Below are 14,706 nucleotides of genomic sequence, written 5' to 3' on the forward strand. Positions count from 1 at the left end.
CCATGATGATCGCCGTCCGCTGGGCGACGACCGGCGACGCGACGGCGCTCGCCACGATGCTGTGCGAAATGGCGGTGTACTACCGGCAGCCGCCGCTCGACCACGAGCGCGCCTTGTCGGCGGCACGCAAATGGCTGGATGAGGAAAGCCCGGCCTATCCGCATTTCGCGCTGGCTTTCGTCGGGGCCGAGATCAGCGGCCTGGCATCTGTGGCGATCGCGCATCCCGGCATCGACCTCGAGCGGCTGCTGTTCCTCAAGGATCTGTTCGTGCGCGACAAGGCTCGCAACGCCGGCGTCGGCCGGGCGCTGGTCGGCTTTCTCGCCGACCATTGCCGGCGCCACGGCATCGGCCGCATCGACCTGACCACCGAGGACTGGAACGAAGGCGCGCTGCGCTTCTACGACCGGCTTGGCGCCGAACGCCACGGCCAGAAGATCTTTCTCAGGCTTTCGGGCGAGGCGCTGGGGGCGGTCAGACCCTGACGCCCGCCGGCACCGGTCCCCAAGGATTTTCGCCCAGCTGAGGCGGCATAAGCCCGAAGACTAGCACGGCGATGCCGCCAATGAGCGGGATGAAGCAAAGCAGGGCAAACCAGCCGCTCAGGCCGGCGTCATGCGCACGCCGTACGAGGAGCGCAATGCAAGGCAGGATCAATCCCGAAAAGAACACCAGTAGGGGTATGAATCCTATGAACCCCATCGGCGTCCTGTCCGCGTTGGTTTCGAAGCCGTTGATCGCCAGTTCAACAAGTATCCCGAAGCCGAAAAGCGCGAGCACCCCGAGGGTGTAGAATAGCCAGAAGGCCCAGAATTCCTTGCGGCGGGAGCGTCCGGTGAAATTGCCATAATCCGCGATCACCGCGCGCCAGAAATAAGCCCACAGCCCCGTGGAGTAGGCGGGCCGGCTTCGGGCAGAACGGCTGGTCTGCCGTGGCTGACTGGTGGTTGACGACGATGCGGCCGAGGCCGTGGCGACAATATTGTGCGCCGTGCCGTCGCCCGGCTGGAACTCGACAAGGGTACCCCTGCCGAGGGGCAGTTCCAGGCTGAAATCGATACGGGAAAAGATGTAGCGTTTGCCGTCGGTTCCGTTGATGTAACCGTAGTCCTGGCCTTCGTCATAGTGGAACACCGTCCCGCGCATGCTCTGCCCCATTTCACATTGCGTCGCGAGACGCTACTTAAAGTTGCATGTAATTGCAATACGCACGCAGGGCTACGTTCTGGCGCCCGCCGGCACCGGTCCCCACTGGTTCTCCCGGGCCTGGGTCGGGATGAGCGCGAAGACCAGGATGATCAGGCTGCCGATGGTGGGGATCAGGATCACCAGGAAAAGCCAGCCGGTCAGGCCGATATCGTGCAGACGACGCACGGTCATGCCGAGGCCAGGCAGAAAGGTCGCAAGTAGGAAAAGGCCGAACAGGCCAATCGTCACCGCCGGCATTTCAGCGTCGTCGAGATTGCCCATCGCGGCATCGGCGAAAATGCCGATGCCGGTCACTGCCAGCAGCGCGACGAACCAGAACAGGCAATAGGCCCAGTATTCCTTGCGGCGGGCGCGGCCGGTGAAGTTGAAATAATTCTCGGTGATGCCGCGCCAGAAATAACCCCACAGGCCGGGCTCGGCCGGCCCGGTGCTGGCGGCGCGGCCAAAATGCCGCGGCTGTGCGATTTGAGCAGCGGAAGAGACGGACGCACCGGTTCGCGCATGGGCGCCGGCGGCCACGCCGGTTGGAGGCGCGGATTGGGCGCCGGCCGGGAAGATGTCGCGCGCCTGGCCGCCGCCGGGCTGGAATTCAACGGCCGTGCCTCGGGCAATTGCGATTTCGCGGCGCAGATCCTCACGCGCGAAAGTATAGCGCTCACCATCCGCCCCGGTGATGAAGCCGAAGCCCTGGGTCTCGTCATAGTGAAGAACTTCGCCGCGCATGCCCCGATCCCCCGAACGCCCGACCAGACTGTTCAAAGTTCCGGCGGATCGCAAGGGGCAGCATGAAAATGCGACGGCTGGCGCGGCAGCCATCGTGACGACATGGCCGGGAGATCTCAGCTCGGCCGCTTCTTCGCCTTCTTGGGTTTCGGCGGTCCGGCGTTGTCGAATTTCGGCTTGCCCGGCTTTTTCGCCCAGGGCTTCGCGTCCGATGCGGCGGGGCGCTGGTCGCCAGCCGGCGCGCGCTTCTCGAATTTGCGCTTCGGCGCGTTCGGGTCGAACGGCGCCTTGCCGCGATGCGGTTTCTTGTCCGGACCTGGCGGCTGGTAGCCGGCGCGCGACAGGTCCGGCATGCCGTCCAGCCGTTTCACCACGATGTTACCCTGCAATTTGCGGTCGGGACCAACGGCGGCGAGGAAACGGTCGGCCCAGTCGGCGGCGATCTGCACGAAGGTCTCTTCCGGCTGCATCTTGATGGCGCCGATCTCGCGCTTGGTGATGCTGCCGGTGCGGCACAGCATCGGAATCAGCCAGCGCGGCTCGGCATTCTGCCGGCGCCCGACCGACAGCGAAAACCAGACGCTGGCGCCGAAATCGTCGCGGCGGCTGGGCGCCTCGTCGCGGCGCGCGAAGTTTTCGCCCGCCGGTCTTTCACGCGACGGCGTGAACGGCGCGACGTCCATCAGATCCTCTGGCGCCGAGCGGCTCGAGCGGCACAGCCGCACGAAGGCGGCCGTCACCTGCTCGGCGCCGTGCTTGGCGAGAAGCGCGTCGATGAAGCCGCGTTCGTCGTCCTTCACCGGTTCATCGAAGGTGGGATCGGCAAGGATGCGCTCGTCATCGCGGCGGATCACGTCGTCGGCGGATGGCGGACTTGCCCATGTCGCGGTCAGCTTTGCGCTCGCCAGCAGGCGTTCGGTTCGCCTGCGGGCGCTGTTGGGCACGATCAGCGCGCTGACGCCCTTGCGACCCGCGCGTCCGGTGCGGCCGCTTCGGTGCAGCAGCGTTTCCGGGTTGGTCGGCAGGTCGGCATGGATGACCAGCTCCAGATTGGGCAGGTCGATGCCGCGCGCCGCGACGTCGGTGGCGATGCAGACCTTGGCGCGGCCATCGCGCATCGCCTGCAGCGCGTGGCTGCGTTCGTTCTGGCTGAGCTCGCCCGAGAGCGCGACGACTGAAAAATTGCGGTTGTTGAAGCGTGCGGTGAGATGGTTGACGGCGGCACGGGTGTTGCAGAACACCAGCGCGTTTTTCGCCTCGTAGAAACGCAGCACATTGATGATGGCGTTCTCGCGATCGGCCTGGGCGACGCTGAGCGCCCGGTATTCGATGTCGAGATGCTGCTTCTCCTCGCCGGCGGCCGAGATGCGCACGGCGTCACGTTGATAGCCCTGGGCGAGGGTTGCGATGGAGCGCGGCACGGTGGCCGAAAACATCAGCGTGCGGCGCTCGGCGGGGGCGGCGTCGAGGATGAATTCCAGGTCCTCGCGAAAACCGAGATCGAGCATCTCGTCGGCTTCGTCCAGCACCACCGCCTTCAGCGCCGACATGTCGAGCGAGTTTCGCGTGATGTGGTCGCGCAGCCGCCCGGGCGTGCCGACGACGATATGGGCGCCGCGTTCCAGCGCGCGCCGTTCGGTACGCATGTCCATGCCGCCGACGCAGGAGGCGACCGTGGCGCCGGTCAGCTCGTAGAGCCATTCCAGTTCGCGCGTCACCTGCAGCGCCAGCTCGCGCGTCGGCGCCACCGCCAGCGCCAGCGGGGCCGCGGCATGGGCAAAGCGGTCGGCGCCGCCCAGGAGCGTCGGCGCCATGGCAAGGCCGAAGGCCACCGTCTTGCCGGAGCCGGTCTGCGCCGACACCAGCGCGTCGGCCTGGCCAAGTTCCAGGACCGCCTTCTGCACCGGCGTCAGCTCGGCATAGCCGCGTTTTTCCAGCGCCTTTGCCAGCGCAGGAACAAGTGCTTCGAAGTTGGACATCTCACTCTTTCGGAATTCAGGGCTTGCGCTCATCATGGAGCACATACAGGGCTGGCGCAGCGCCAGCCAGACGATCTCGCCCGTTCGTACTTGCTGGCGCCGCTCTTGTACAGGGCAGGCGGCCCCGCCTTCCCTTCTCCCGCAAGGAGGGAAGGAAGAAACACCACTGATTGACTCCTGCCGCAAACCGCGTAAAAGCCCGCTTCGAACGGGATCGTTTTTCGATGCGCGGCCTTTTGATGGCTCTTCTTGCATTCGATGCCCCCAGCCGCAATGAGCATCATTGCGCCGGGCGTTTCGGCGCGTCCTCCCGTTCCAGCAAAGTAACGGCCAAAACCACCACCAAAACGGTGTGATTCCCTTGGCCTGACCACCCTCTCCCGGGTTCGGCCCGGGGGACGGAACCCGCACCTGGCCGGCGGGTTTTCTCCAACAACCAAGCGGAGAGGGATAGGAGATCTTTATGAGTTTCAAGGTTGCGGTAGTTGGCGCCACGGGCAATGTGGGCCGCGAAATGCTCAACATACTGGAAGAGCGCGGTTTTCCGGTCAGCGAAGTGGTGGCGCTTGCCTCGCGCCGCAGCCAGGGCACGGAAGTGTCGTTCGGCGACCGCACGCTGAAGGTCCGCGCACTCGACACCTACGACTTTTCCGACACCGACATCTGCATCATGTCGGCCGGCGGCAATGTCTCGAAGGAATGGTCACCCAAGATCGGCAAGCAGGGCTGCGTCGTCATCGACAATTCCTCGGCCTTCCGCTACGACGCCGACGTGCCGCTGATCGTCCCGGAAGTGAACCCGGATGCGATCTCGCTGTTCACCCGCAAGAACATCATCGCCAACCCGAACTGCTCGACGGCGCAGCTCGTCGTGGCGCTGAAGCCGCTGCATGACGCGGCCACCATCAAGCGCATCGTCGTGGCCACCTACCAGTCGGTGTCGGGCGCCGGCAAGGAAGGCATGGACGAGCTGTTCACGCAGACCCGCGCCGTGTTCGTCGCCGACCAGGTCGACGTCAAGAAGTTCACCAAGCGCATCGCCTTCAACGTGATCCCCCATATCGACGTTTTCCTCGATGACGGCTTCACCAAGGAAGAGTGGAAGATGGTCGCCGAGACCAAGAAGATGCTCGATCCCAAGATCAAGCTGACGGCGACCTGCGTGCGCGTGCCGGTGTTCATCGGCCATTCGGAAGCGGTCAACATCGAGTTCGAGAACCCGATCACCGCCGACGAGGCGCGCGACATCCTGCGCGAGGCGCCGGGCTGCCAGGTCTTGGACAAGCGCGAGGACGGCGGCTACATCACGCCGCTGGAATCGGCCGGCGAGGACGCCACCTTCATCTCGCGCATCCGCGAGGATTCGACCATCGACAACGGCCTGTCGATGTGGATCGTTTCCGACAATCTGCGCAAGGGCGCCGCCCTCAACGCAGTGCAGATCGCCGAACTGCTGGTCGAGCGCGGCCTGATCCAGCCGAAGAAGAAGGCAGCCTGACGGCTGTTTGGCTTTCGCTCGCGGGCCGCACCGCCGCTGCCGCGGCTGGCCCTCCGCGAGGGCGCCGGACGACCGGCGGCCCGCAGTCGCGGGCTCGGCCTTCGGCCGTTAGCTCACCTTCCCCCCGTCCTTATATGGGGAGAAGGTGCCGGCAGGCGGATGAGGGGGGCGCCGGCCTATGTCCGATTTTCCGCCGCCAGTTCCCGCAGCAACCTCATCGCTTCCTCGGCCCGGTCGACCGGCACGAACAGATGGTCATGATAGAAGGCGGAGACGGGATTGACGCCCATGCCGGCGGCGGCGAGGCGTGCGGTGATGGCGGCGAGGAAGCCGACGGCTTCCAGCGACGAATGGATGTTCAGCGTTATCATGCGGCAGCGGAAAACGGCTTCCAGTCCGGCTGCCTGCGCCTCGTCTTCGATCAGAATCAATGTCGTGCCTTCGCGTTCGCGAAACAGCATGACCGCTTCGAGTCCTTCCGGAACCGATACACCCGCCGGCAGCGTGGCGAAGACATGGATGCCGGCAATCAATTGCGGCGTCATCGACGCCAGCAATGTCTTCAGATCTGTCTCTCCGGCCATATTGCCTGCTCTTGGTCTGAGGGGCCACGCCCGCCGGCTCTTCATATACGCGACCGAAGCGCGCCGATAGCCACGCCGGCGCGCTGCACGGACAACCCGGCGAGAGAACTGCGCTGCGGCGTGAGAACATCAACGATTTCAAATGCTTGCCGGAGATCGGCATGGCCTTGGCAGGCGCGGCGAAGCACCGGCCTTTAATGTCTAGGGATCAAATCGGCCGCCTGGGAGTTAGGAACATGGCGGCGAGGACGGCGATCCCCGTGAGAGAGGAACGACAATGAAGAAAATCATGACCATTCTGGTGCTGACGGCAGCGCTTGGCGCCTGTTCGCAGACGGAAAAAGGCGCGGCCGTCGGCGGCCTGGGCGGAGCAGCGGTCGGCGCGGCGGTGGCGGGCGATCCCGTCCAGGGCGCCGTGGTCGGCGGCGCGGTCGGTGCCGTGGCCGGCGCGCTGATCGGGCGGGCCAGCGAACCGGGCCGCTGCCGTTATCGCGACAGCCGCGGCCATGTCTATGTCGATCGTTGCCCGAGCGGCTATTGAGCGGCAGCATCCGCACAATGAATTCGAAATAGAAAACGGCGGGCTAAGGGCCCGCCGTTTCGAAAAAGACGATCGGTGATCGATTACTCGGCCGTGGCGGGCTCCGCCTCGGCCGGCGCGGCCGCAGCCGCCGCGACGGCGGCAGCGGCGTCGTCCTGCGCCTTCTTCAGAAGCGCGGCGCGCTCCTGTGCCTTCTTGCCGGGCTCGGCCTTTTTCGGATTGGAACGGGCGTCGCGCTTGGCGAGGCCGGCCTCATCGAGGAAGCGCAGCACGCGGTCGGTCGGCTGGGCGCCGTGCGACAGCCAGTGCTTGACGCGCTCGGCGTCAACCTTGACGCGCTCGCCGTCCTTCGGCAGCAGCGGGTTCCACGAGCCGAGCGACTCGATGAAACGGCCGTCGCGCGGCGAGCGCGCGTCGGCGACGACGACGTGGTAGTAGGGACGCTTCTTCGAGCCCGCGCGGGCCAGTCTGATCTTCAGTGCCATTTCTTATCTCCTAAAAGCTCTGATTTCGTTGGTAGGGTTGCGGCTAAATCTTTGTCTTCAGCCGGTTTTCGTCACGCCGTTGGCAGCGGCGATCTGTTCGTGGTGGCGGATCACTTCGCGGACGACGAAGTTGAGGAATTTCTCCGCGAAATCCGGGTCGAGATGCGCATCGTCCGCGAGCTGGCGAAGACGGGCGATCTGCTGCTGCTCGCGCGCCGGATCGGCCGGCGGCAAGCCATGCTCGGCCTTGAGCAGGCCGACCGCCTTGGTGCAGCGGAAGCGCTCGGCCAGCATGTGGATGAGGGCGGCATCGATGTTGTCGATCGAAGCACGGTAGCCGGCCAGGATGGTGCGGGCGTCCGCCATGTCCTTTTCCTCGTTCATCGCGTCCTCACTTCTTCTTGCCGAGGCCAGGCAGGCCACCGCCGCCGAGACCGGGAAGCCCGGGAAGCTTCATGCCGCCGGGCAAGCCGGGCAGGCCACCGCCGCCGGGAAGGCCGCTGGGCAGGCCCTTCATGCCGGCGGCCTGCGCCTGCTTCTGCAAGGCTTCGAGCTGCTTGGGATCCATCTTGGAGAGGTCAGGCATGCCGCCCATGCCACCGGGCATCATGCCGCCGAGGCCCATCTTGGAGGCGAGCCCGCCCATCATGCCGCGCATCAGGCCGCCGCCTTTGCCCTTGCCGCCCATCGCCTTCATCATGTCGGCCATGCCGCGATGCATCTTCAAGAGCTTGTTGATCTCGGCCGCGTCGGTGCCGGAGCCGGCGGCGATGCGCTTCTTGCGCGAGTGCTTGAGAATGTCGGGGTTGGCGCGCTCGGCCTTGGTCATCGAGGAGATGATGGCGAGTTGGCGGCCGAACATCTTGTCGTCGAGACCGGCGGCGGCCATCTGGTCCTTCATCTTGCCCATGCCGGGCATCATGCCCATGATGCCGCCCATGCCGCCCATTTTCGACATCTGCTGAAGCTGCTGGGCGAGATCGTTCAGGTCGAACTTGCCCGACTGCATCTTTTTGGCCATCGCCGCCGCCTGCTCGGCATCGATGTTCTCGGCGGCTTTTTCGACAAGCGAAACGATGTCGCCCATGCCGAGAATGCGGTCGGCGATGCGCTTGGGATGAAATTCCTCCAGCCCGTCCATCTTCTCGCCGGTGCCGATCAGCTTGATCGGCTTGCCGGTGACGGCGCGCATCGAGAGCGCGGCGCCGCCACGGCCGTCGCCGTCCATGCGGGTCAGTACCAGCCCGGTGATGCCGACGCGCTCGTCGAAGCTCTTGGCGAGGTTGACGGCGTCCTGGCCGGTCAAGGAGTCGGCGACCAGCAGGATCTCGTGCGGGCCCGACACCTTCTTGATGTCGGCCATCTCGACCATCAGCGGCTCGTCGATATGGGTGCGGCCGGCAGTGTCGAGGATGACCACGTCGTGACCGCCGAGCCTGGCCGCTTGCACGGCGCGTTTGGCGATATCGACCGGGTTCTGGCCGGCCACGACAGGCAGCGTCGCCACCTTGACCTGCTCGCCGAGCTGGCGCAACTGCTCCTGCGCGGCGGGGCGCCGCGTGTCGAGCGAGGCCATCAGGACCTTCTTGTTCTGACGCTCGGTGAGCCGCTTGGCGATCTTGGCCGAGGTCGTCGTCTTGCCGGAACCCTGCAGGCCGACCATCATGACGACGACGGGCGCCGGTGCGTTGAGGTCGACGGCGACGCCTTCGGCGCCGAGCATGTCGACCAGCTCGTCATGCACGATCTTGACTACCATCTGGCCGGGCTTGATCGACTTCAGCACCGCCGCGCCGACCGCCTTCTCGCGCACCTTGTCGGTGAAGGAGCGCACCACTTCCAGCGCCACGTCGGCCTCGAGCAGCGCACGGCGCACCTCGCGGAGTGCCGCCGAGACATCCGCCTCCGACAGCGCGCCGCGGCCTGTCAGGCCGTTCAGGATGGAGCCAAGGCGCTCCTGAAGTGATTCAAACATTCTGTTTCCTTTTCCCTGGCAACCGGATGGTGCCCGAGAGGTAATGCGTTCGCGCCAAGTGTCCAAGTCTCGTGGCAAGCAAAAGCCAAAACCAAAAAGCACCCGGGGGCGCACAGCGCTGCCGGGTGTTGGCCTCCAGGATCTGTTTACAGCACTTGGCCTCAAAGAGGCTTCGGCGTCCTGGTCGGCTTGCTCGGAGGGATACTCGTCGCGGAATTCGGGGCTGTAGACAGGAAAACGGCCGCGGAGTCAAGACAAGGACCGTTCCGCCGGTCTCCCTGCGCAGCAATCAAGTCGCCTTCGTTGCGTCTGCAGGTTCGGCCGAGACGCTCAGCGGCGAGCGCGGATGCAAAAGCAGCAGTATCGTCAGCAGGCTGCAGGCGATGCCGATCGTGGCGATGAGGACCGCATCCGACGTCGCCCAGCCCGGCCCTTCGAGTGGTCTGGCGGTAAACAGGGCGAAGGAATTGTAGCTCTCCTGATGCGAGATCAGCAGGAAGCCGGTCAGATTGTTGCCGAGATGGGCGCCAAGGGCCGCGCCGAGGTTGCCGGTGGCATAGACGACAAGCGTCAGAAGCAGTGCAAAAGCGGCGATCGAGACCAGCACGCAGGCATTGATGGCGGCCGAGGCGCTCGCGCTCCAGTGCAGTGAGGTGAACAGCAGGCCCGGCAGCAGTGCCCAGACGAACGGGCTCCTGAACCGGTAGGCAAGACCGCGCAGCAGGTAGCCTCGGAACAGTACCTCTTCCGATGATGTCTGCAGAAAAGTGAGCGCGAGGATCGGGATCAGGAACAGCAGCCAGGACGACAGGGCGATCGAGCCGCGCGCGATCTCGGGCTGCATCAGGTAGAGCAGGACCTCGGACACGAGCGAAGTGACCAACACCGCGACCAGTCCCTTGACGAAACCCGAGCGCGAAATGCGACGGCTGTTGCCGAGGAGCGCCGACAGCTTCTCGCCATGCACCCAGCGCATGGCGATCCACAAGCCGATCCAGATGCCGGCGAAAGACGCGAGCGCGGTGAGAATGCCGATTGGCGACGCAAGGAAACCCTGCATGCCGCCGGCGGGCGCAGCCGCGCCTTGCGCTGTCCGCCAGGCGAAAAAGGCATAGGTGCCGCCCAGCAGCACGACCGCCGTCGACGCGGCCCAGAACAGGACGACGATCCCGGTCCCGAGAAGCAGGCGCGGCAGGGTCGTCTTTTCGTTGGCTGTGTTTCGATAGTGCTCGAAGACGGAAGGGTCCGATATCACGCTCTCTCGCAAGCTGGTGCTTCGCGTCGCATGATCTATGGGATCGGGCGGTTCTGCGCAATCATTCCTGTTGGGTACGCCCCGCCAGCCTTCGGCGCATTTGCGCCGCCCTCGCCTGCCTGCCGGCAGGCGAAAGGCATGCTCCGATGATTACCCCCGTGTCCTATCCGCCTCAACGCACCACATACACGATGCGCCGCGTCTGCGGGTCGATCAGCGCCGGCTGGCCGTTCACATAGACGTAGCGGTAATCGTAATCGGGGATCTCGCGCAGTTCGACACTCTCGGGCAATACGGCCCCGGTGACCACCTCGCCCTCAAGATAGACAGGGTCGACGCGATGCGTGTCGACATAGGTCCTGACTTCGGCGGGAGGCTGCGGGATGGCGTCCTCGACCGGCTCGCCGGCGATGATCGAGCCGGTGTAATCGGTGGAATAGCCCTCGGGCGGCGACACGACGGCGACGCTGGAGCCGAGCGGACGTCGCGTCAACACGACCCGGTTGCCGCCGAAATCAGCCGTCACATAGTCCGAATAGACCCAGCCCTGGCCACCGGCTTCGGCGATGGTGCACCATTTGCTGTTTTCGATGCAGCCATTGAGCGTCGCCGACTGGCCGGCGGCGAGCACGCCGATGACAGGATATTGCGGGCCCGGGCCAGCGCGGACGTTGAGATCGGTGATCGCGGAGACGGGGGTGTCGGCCATGGCGGCGCCCGAGAAGAGCGCGAGCATTCCGGCGACCGCGGGAAACAATACGGATTTCATGGTTTCTCTCCGTTTCATGGTCCCTCGGCAGCGAAAACGGGAGAGCGGCGCATGCGTTCCAGCTAAAATGTTGAAGCCAACTCACGATTTGTTCCCGTTTCTTGCGGCAGGCCGGTCAGAAGGTCGTGAACGAAGGCCAGTTTGCGCGCCGCGACATCCGAGATGACGAAGGGGTAGAGGTCGGGCAGACCCATGCAGCGATTGATGGAATTGGAGGCTTCCGACAGCACCAGCCAGCGCGACAGGATCTTTTCGAACGGTTCGGGAGCGGGTGTCGGTTCGGACGGCGCTGGTTGCAGCATGCCCCCGGTGTCGCCCTGGGGCAATTCGTTGGCTTCCACCGTCTCCAGCCGGCCGAGCGGGAAGTTCAGCGCATGGACCATTTCCAGCGTGTCGGTGATATGCAGGTGGTGGGCCCAGCTTTCGGCCCAATCCTCCCAGGGATGGGAGGTTGCATAGGGCGAGATGTGGCGTTGCTGCCAGTCGGGTGGGGCACCATTGGCATAGTGGTTCTTCAATGCCTGCTCGTAGCCGGTGCGCTCGTCGCCGAACAGCGCGCGGAAGGCGTCAAGCCTTTGCGGATCGTCGCGGATCAGCCGGTCCCAGTAGTAGTGGCCGAGCTCGTGGCGGAAATGGCCGAGCAAGGTGCGATAGTTCTCGCCCATCTCAACGCGCCGCCTTTCGCGCTCGGCGGAGTCGGCTTCGGCGACGTTGAGGGTGATCAGGCCATTGTCGTGGCCGGTCAGGATGCGCTCGCCGCCCGGGCCGCCGCCGATCGGATCGGCAAGAAAGTCGAAGGCAAGGCCGGCCTCGTCGGCGGGGTTCCGCTTGGGCGTCACCGGCAGTCCGAAAGCCAGCAGCGAATAGACCGCGCGCTTCTTCGCCGCCTCGACGCGTATCCAGCGGCGGCGGTTGCCGTCGACGGAGAGGTCCGGGATCAGCTGGTTGAGCGCGCAGGCGCGGCAGAAGGGCTGTCCCGGCTCGGCCATCCAGTTGCAGGCGCATTCGTCGGCGTTGGCGCATGGGGAGCCGCCGTCGGCACCGGACAGGGCAAAGCAGGCGCGCTGCGGATCATAGAGCACGGCACTGGAGCAGTTCAGGCACCGGGCGTTCTCGAAATAGAGACGATGGCCGCAATGAGGACAGTCGAAGAGTTTCATCTCGGTCTCGGACCAGGGAACAGGGGAAGGCGCGTCGTGCAAAACGCCGGCCGACAGACGTCGTTCCCGACTGTGACGTCATTGAGCAACATGGCGCAAGGATCGTCAGGCCATGGGTGGTTCTTGCCACAATATTTGCTTGATCGTAGGCAAATTCCCTTCCATTGGCCAGCTTGCGCGCGCGACAGTGACAAGTGCGCGTTTCACTGGCAAATTCCGGCCGGGACGTGATTCAGGCAACCAGGAGAGAACAACATGGCATTTCTTGCCAAAGGTAAGATGTTTGCAGCGGCCACTGTGGTGGCGATGCTTGCGCTGGCGACGGGCGCACAGGCGGCGGCCAGCTGTGGCAAGACCGGAGCCGGCTTCGATGCCTGGAAGCAGGACTTCGCAGCGGAGGCCAGGGCCGAGGGCGTGGGTTCGAGAGGACTGGCCGCCCTGGCCGGCGCGACCTACGCGACCAGGACCATTTCCGCGGACCGCGCCATCCACAAGGCTTTCAGCGGCTCGGTGGAAGCCTTCATGAAGCGCCGCGGCGGGGCGGCGATCATTTCCAGGGGCCGGGCGCTGAAGAAATCGAATGCGGCGCTGTTCGACAAGATCGAAAGGACCTACGGCGTCTCGCCGGGCGTGCTGCTTGCCATCTGGGGCATGGAGACGGGCTTCGGCGCCTCTATGGGCAACCAGAACACGGTGTCCGCCATTTTGACGCTTGCCTATGACTGCCGCCGTCCGGACTATTTTCAGCCGCATGCCATTGCGGCCCTGAAGCTGGTCGATCGCGGAACGTTGACCGCCTCGTCGGTCGGGGCCATGCATGGCGAGATCGGCCATACGCAGTTCCTGCCCGGAAATGTCCTGAAATATGGAGTGGGCAGCGGAAACCTGCGCGACAAGAGCACCGCGCTGGCTTCCACGGCCAACTTCCTCAAGGCGCATGGCTGGCAGGCCGGCGCGAGCGCTCAGGCGAATATGGGTGCAATTGCCGGCTGGAACTCGGCGAGTGTCTATCAACAGGCCATCGCCCGTATCGCCACCGCAATCGATGGCGAGTAATCGTTAGGGCAGTTCACCGTTTCACGGAGACGGCGAACCGCTCTATGTCTTTGTTTTTTGCGCGATTCCCAAGGGAAAGCGCTACGCGCTTTTCCTGGGAAAACCGTACACACTTTTCCTGGAATTGCTTTTCAGCAGAAAGCCCGGCCGCGTTGCCGGGTTTCCTGTTCGCTGACCGGTAGAGCGGTCAGTCCCGGCGGTTGCGCGCCGCCAAGGTCCGCAGCCTCAGCGCATTGAGGCGGATGAAGCCGGCGGCGTCCTTCTGGTCGTAGGCGCCGCGGTCGTCCTCGAAGGTCACCAGCGCGTCGGAATAGAGCGTCTTCTTCGACTTGCGGCCGGTAACGATGACATTGCCCTTGTAGAGCTTCAGACGCACCGTACCTTCGACATCCTCCTGGCTCTTGTCGATCATCGTCTGCAGCATCAGCCGCTCGGGCGCGAACCAGAAGCCGTTGTAGATGAGTTCGGCGTAGCGCGGCATGAACTCGTCCTTGAGGTGGGCAGCTCCCCTGTCGAGCGTGATCGATTCGATGGCTCGGTGGGCAGCGATAAGGATGGTGCCGCCGGGGGTCTCGTAGACGCCGCGCGACTTCATGCCGACGAAGCGGTTCTCGACGAGGTCGAGCCGGCCGATGCCGTTGTCGCGGCCGAGATCGTTGAGGGCGGCGAGCATGGTTGCCGGCGACAGCTTCTTGCCGTCGAGCGCGACCGGATCGCCCTTCAGGAACTCGATCTCGATCTCGGTGACCTTGTCCGGCGCGTCCATGGGCGAGACGGTGCGCTGATGGACGAATTCCGGCGGCTCGCTCCACGGGTCCTCAAGCACCTTGCCCTCGGAAGAGGAATGCAGGAGATTGGCGTCGACCGAGAACGGCGCGTCACCCTTCTTGTCCTTCGGCACCGGAATCTGGTGCTGCTCGGCGAAGTTGATGAGGTCGGTGCGCGACTTGAACGACCAGTCGCGCCAGGGCGCGATGACCTTGATATCGGGATTGAGCGCATAGGCCGAAAGCTCGAAGCGCACCTGGTCATTGCCCTTGCCGGTGGCGCCGTGGGCGATCGCGTCGGCGCCGGTCTCCTTTGCGATCTCGACGAGGTGTTTCGAGATCAGCGGCCGGGCGATCGAGGTGCCGAGCAGATAGGTGCCTTCGTAGACGGCGTTGGCGCGGAACATCGGGAAGACGAAGTCGGCAACGAATTCCTCGCGCACGTCGACGATGCGGATGTCCTTGATGCCCATCATCTCGGCCTTGCGGCGCGCCGGCTCCAATTCGCCGCCCTGGCCGAGGTCGGCGGTGAAGGTGACGACCTCGGCGCCGAGCTCGGTCTGCAGCCATTTCAGGATGATTGATGTGTCGAGGCCGCCGGAATAGGCGAGCACGACCTTCTTGACGTCTTTTGTTTTCGACATTTGCTGTTTCCGCGACAAGAGTTCTCGGCCGGCGAGGTATCACGCCGTTTCCGGTCACCGC

At 64.7% G+C, this 14,706-nt stretch carries 16 protein-coding genes; 5 read left to right on the forward strand and 11 right to left on the reverse strand.

The genetic code is table 11. From position 1 onward, the window contains the following. Positions 1 to 2 precede the first annotated feature (2 nt). The gene (locus FJ986_RS07530; RefSeq protein WP_140662661.1) at positions 3 to 485 is read left to right on the forward strand and encodes a GNAT family N-acetyltransferase; all 483 of its coding nucleotides are present in this window, start codon (positions 3 to 5) and stop codon (positions 483 to 485) included. On the opposite strand, the gene FJ986_RS07535 is transcribed toward FJ986_RS07530, so the two are convergent. The 3 genes from FJ986_RS07535 to FJ986_RS07545 all read right to left on the reverse strand — a co-directional run bounded on the left by FJ986_RS07535 (position 475) and on the right by FJ986_RS07545 (position 3,911). Then, complete coding sequence (locus FJ986_RS07535) at positions 475 to 1,134, reverse strand: DUF805 domain-containing protein (RefSeq protein WP_246681779.1); 660 nt, start codon at positions 1,132 to 1,134, stop codon at positions 475 to 477. The genes FJ986_RS07530 and FJ986_RS07535 overlap by 11 nt on opposite strands. Before the next feature lie 84 nt (positions 1,135 to 1,218). After that, positions 1,219 to 1,932: a DUF805 domain-containing protein gene (locus FJ986_RS07540; protein WP_140492138.1), complete on the reverse strand. Its 714-nt coding sequence runs from the start codon at positions 1,930 to 1,932 to the stop codon at positions 1,219 to 1,221. Between the two features lie 116 nt (positions 1,933 to 2,048). Next, complete coding sequence (locus tag FJ986_RS07545) at positions 2,049 to 3,911, reverse strand: DEAD/DEAH box helicase (RefSeq protein ID WP_140514040.1); 1,863 nt, start codon at positions 3,909 to 3,911, stop codon at positions 2,049 to 2,051. A gap of 170 nt (positions 3,912 to 4,081) precedes the next feature. Here FJ986_RS07545 and FJ986_RS07550 point away from each other — a divergent pair, with 170 nt between their 5' ends. Continuing rightward, on the forward strand, positions 4,082 to 4,267 hold the full coding sequence (locus tag FJ986_RS07550; RefSeq protein WP_140673872.1) for a hypothetical protein: 186 nt from the start codon (positions 4,082 to 4,084) through the stop codon (positions 4,265 to 4,267). Positions 4,268 to 4,374: 107 nt separating this feature from the next. After that, the gene (locus FJ986_RS07555) at positions 4,375 to 5,409 is read left to right on the forward strand and encodes an aspartate-semialdehyde dehydrogenase (RefSeq protein WP_140492147.1); all 1,035 of its coding nucleotides are present in this window, start codon (positions 4,375 to 4,377) and stop codon (positions 5,407 to 5,409) included. A gap of 176 nt (positions 5,410 to 5,585) precedes the next feature. Here the strand turns inward: FJ986_RS07555 and FJ986_RS07560 are convergent, their stop codons facing one another. Beyond that, positions 5,586 to 5,993, reverse strand: a complete 408-nt coding sequence (locus FJ986_RS07560) for an ACT domain-containing protein (protein ID WP_140492150.1) — start codon at positions 5,991 to 5,993, stop codon at positions 5,586 to 5,588. Positions 5,994 to 6,270: 277 nt separating this feature from the next. Here FJ986_RS07560 and FJ986_RS07565 point away from each other — a divergent pair, with 277 nt between their 5' ends. Next, positions 6,271 to 6,534, forward strand: coding sequence for a glycine zipper domain-containing protein (locus FJ986_RS07565; RefSeq protein ID WP_140492153.1), 264 nt, complete (start codon positions 6,271 to 6,273; stop codon positions 6,532 to 6,534). 83 nt (positions 6,535 to 6,617) lie between these two features. Here the strand turns inward: FJ986_RS07565 and rpsP are convergent, their stop codons facing one another. From rpsP to FJ986_RS07595, 6 genes are all read right to left on the reverse strand, one after another. After that, positions 6,618 to 7,019, reverse strand: coding sequence for a 30S ribosomal protein S16 (gene rpsP / locus FJ986_RS07570; RefSeq protein WP_140492156.1), 402 nt, complete (start codon positions 7,017 to 7,019; stop codon positions 6,618 to 6,620). 57 nt (positions 7,020 to 7,076) lie between these two features. Further along, positions 7,077 to 7,403: a chorismate mutase gene (locus FJ986_RS07575; protein WP_140492160.1), complete on the reverse strand. Its 327-nt coding sequence runs from the start codon at positions 7,401 to 7,403 to the stop codon at positions 7,077 to 7,079. 7 nt (positions 7,404 to 7,410) lie between these two features. Continuing rightward, positions 7,411 to 8,994 carry a signal recognition particle protein gene (gene ffh / locus FJ986_RS07580; protein ID WP_140492163.1) on the reverse strand — a complete coding sequence of 528 codons (1,584 nt, stop codon included), beginning with the start codon at positions 8,992 to 8,994 and terminating at the stop codon, positions 7,411 to 7,413. Between the two features lie 289 nt (positions 8,995 to 9,283). Beyond that, entirely contained in the window at positions 9,284 to 10,249 is a 966-nt protein-coding gene (locus FJ986_RS07585; protein WP_140492166.1) for a type II CAAX endopeptidase family protein, read from the reverse strand. 172 nt (positions 10,250 to 10,421) lie between these two features. Beyond that, on the reverse strand, positions 10,422 to 11,018 hold the full coding sequence (locus FJ986_RS07590; protein ID WP_140492169.1) for a DUF1236 domain-containing protein: 597 nt from the start codon (positions 11,016 to 11,018) through the stop codon (positions 10,422 to 10,424). A 62-nt stretch (positions 11,019 to 11,080) separates the two neighbouring features. Next, positions 11,081 to 12,178 carry a putative zinc-binding metallopeptidase gene (locus FJ986_RS07595; protein ID WP_140492172.1) on the reverse strand — a complete coding sequence of 366 codons (1,098 nt, stop codon included), beginning with the start codon at positions 12,176 to 12,178 and terminating at the stop codon, positions 11,081 to 11,083. Between the two features lie 255 nt (positions 12,179 to 12,433). On the opposite strand from FJ986_RS07595, the gene FJ986_RS07600 reads away from it, so the two are divergent. Further along, complete coding sequence (locus FJ986_RS07600) at positions 12,434 to 13,234, forward strand: lytic transglycosylase domain-containing protein (RefSeq protein ID WP_140492175.1); 801 nt, start codon at positions 12,434 to 12,436, stop codon at positions 13,232 to 13,234. A 187-nt stretch (positions 13,235 to 13,421) separates the two neighbouring features. Here the strand turns inward: FJ986_RS07600 and FJ986_RS07605 are convergent, their stop codons facing one another. After that, entirely contained in the window at positions 13,422 to 14,645 is a 1,224-nt protein-coding gene (locus tag FJ986_RS07605; protein ID WP_140492178.1) for an argininosuccinate synthase, read from the reverse strand. Positions 14,646 to 14,706 lie beyond the last annotated feature (61 nt).

The organism is Mesorhizobium sp. B1-1-1, from assembly GCF_006442955.1.
Classification (GTDB): Bacteria; Pseudomonadota; Alphaproteobacteria; order Rhizobiales; family Rhizobiaceae; genus Mesorhizobium.

Excerpts from the sequence above, each read along its gene's own strand:
- FJ986_RS07530 (WP_140662661.1), top strand. The coding sequence starts at position 3 with ATGATGATCGCCGTCCGCTGGGCGACGACCGGCGACGCGACGGCGCTC.
- FJ986_RS07540 (WP_140492138.1), bottom strand. The coding sequence starts at position 1,932 with ATGCGCGGCGAAGTTCTTCACTATGACGAGACCCAGGGCTTCGGCTTC.
- FJ986_RS07545 (WP_140514040.1), bottom strand. The coding sequence starts at position 3,911 with ATGTCCAACTTCGAAGCACTTGTTCCTGCGCTGGCAAAGGCGCTGGAA.
- FJ986_RS07555 (WP_140492147.1), top strand. The coding sequence starts at position 4,375 with ATGAGTTTCAAGGTTGCGGTAGTTGGCGCCACGGGCAATGTGGGCCGC.
- FJ986_RS07560 (WP_140492150.1), bottom strand. The coding sequence starts at position 5,993 with ATGGCCGGAGAGACAGATCTGAAGACATTGCTGGCGTCGATGACGCCG.
- FJ986_RS07565 (WP_140492153.1), top strand. The coding sequence starts at position 6,271 with ATGAAGAAAATCATGACCATTCTGGTGCTGACGGCAGCGCTTGGCGCC.
- rpsP (WP_140492156.1), bottom strand. The coding sequence starts at position 7,019 with ATGGCACTGAAGATCAGACTGGCCCGCGCGGGCTCGAAGAAGCGTCCC.
- FJ986_RS07575 (WP_140492160.1), bottom strand. The coding sequence starts at position 7,403 with ATGAACGAGGAAAAGGACATGGCGGACGCCCGCACCATCCTGGCCGGC.
- ffh (WP_140492163.1), bottom strand. The coding sequence starts at position 8,994 with ATGTTTGAATCACTTCAGGAGCGCCTTGGCTCCATCCTGAACGGCCTG.
- FJ986_RS07590 (WP_140492169.1), bottom strand. The coding sequence starts at position 11,018 with ATGAAATCCGTATTGTTTCCCGCGGTCGCCGGAATGCTCGCGCTCTTC.
- FJ986_RS07595 (WP_140492172.1), bottom strand. The coding sequence starts at position 12,178 with ATGAAACTCTTCGACTGTCCTCATTGCGGCCATCGTCTCTATTTCGAG.
- FJ986_RS07600 (WP_140492175.1), top strand. The coding sequence starts at position 12,434 with ATGGCATTTCTTGCCAAAGGTAAGATGTTTGCAGCGGCCACTGTGGTG.
- FJ986_RS07605 (WP_140492178.1), bottom strand. The coding sequence starts at position 14,645 with ATGTCGAAAACAAAAGACGTCAAGAAGGTCGTGCTCGCCTATTCCGGC.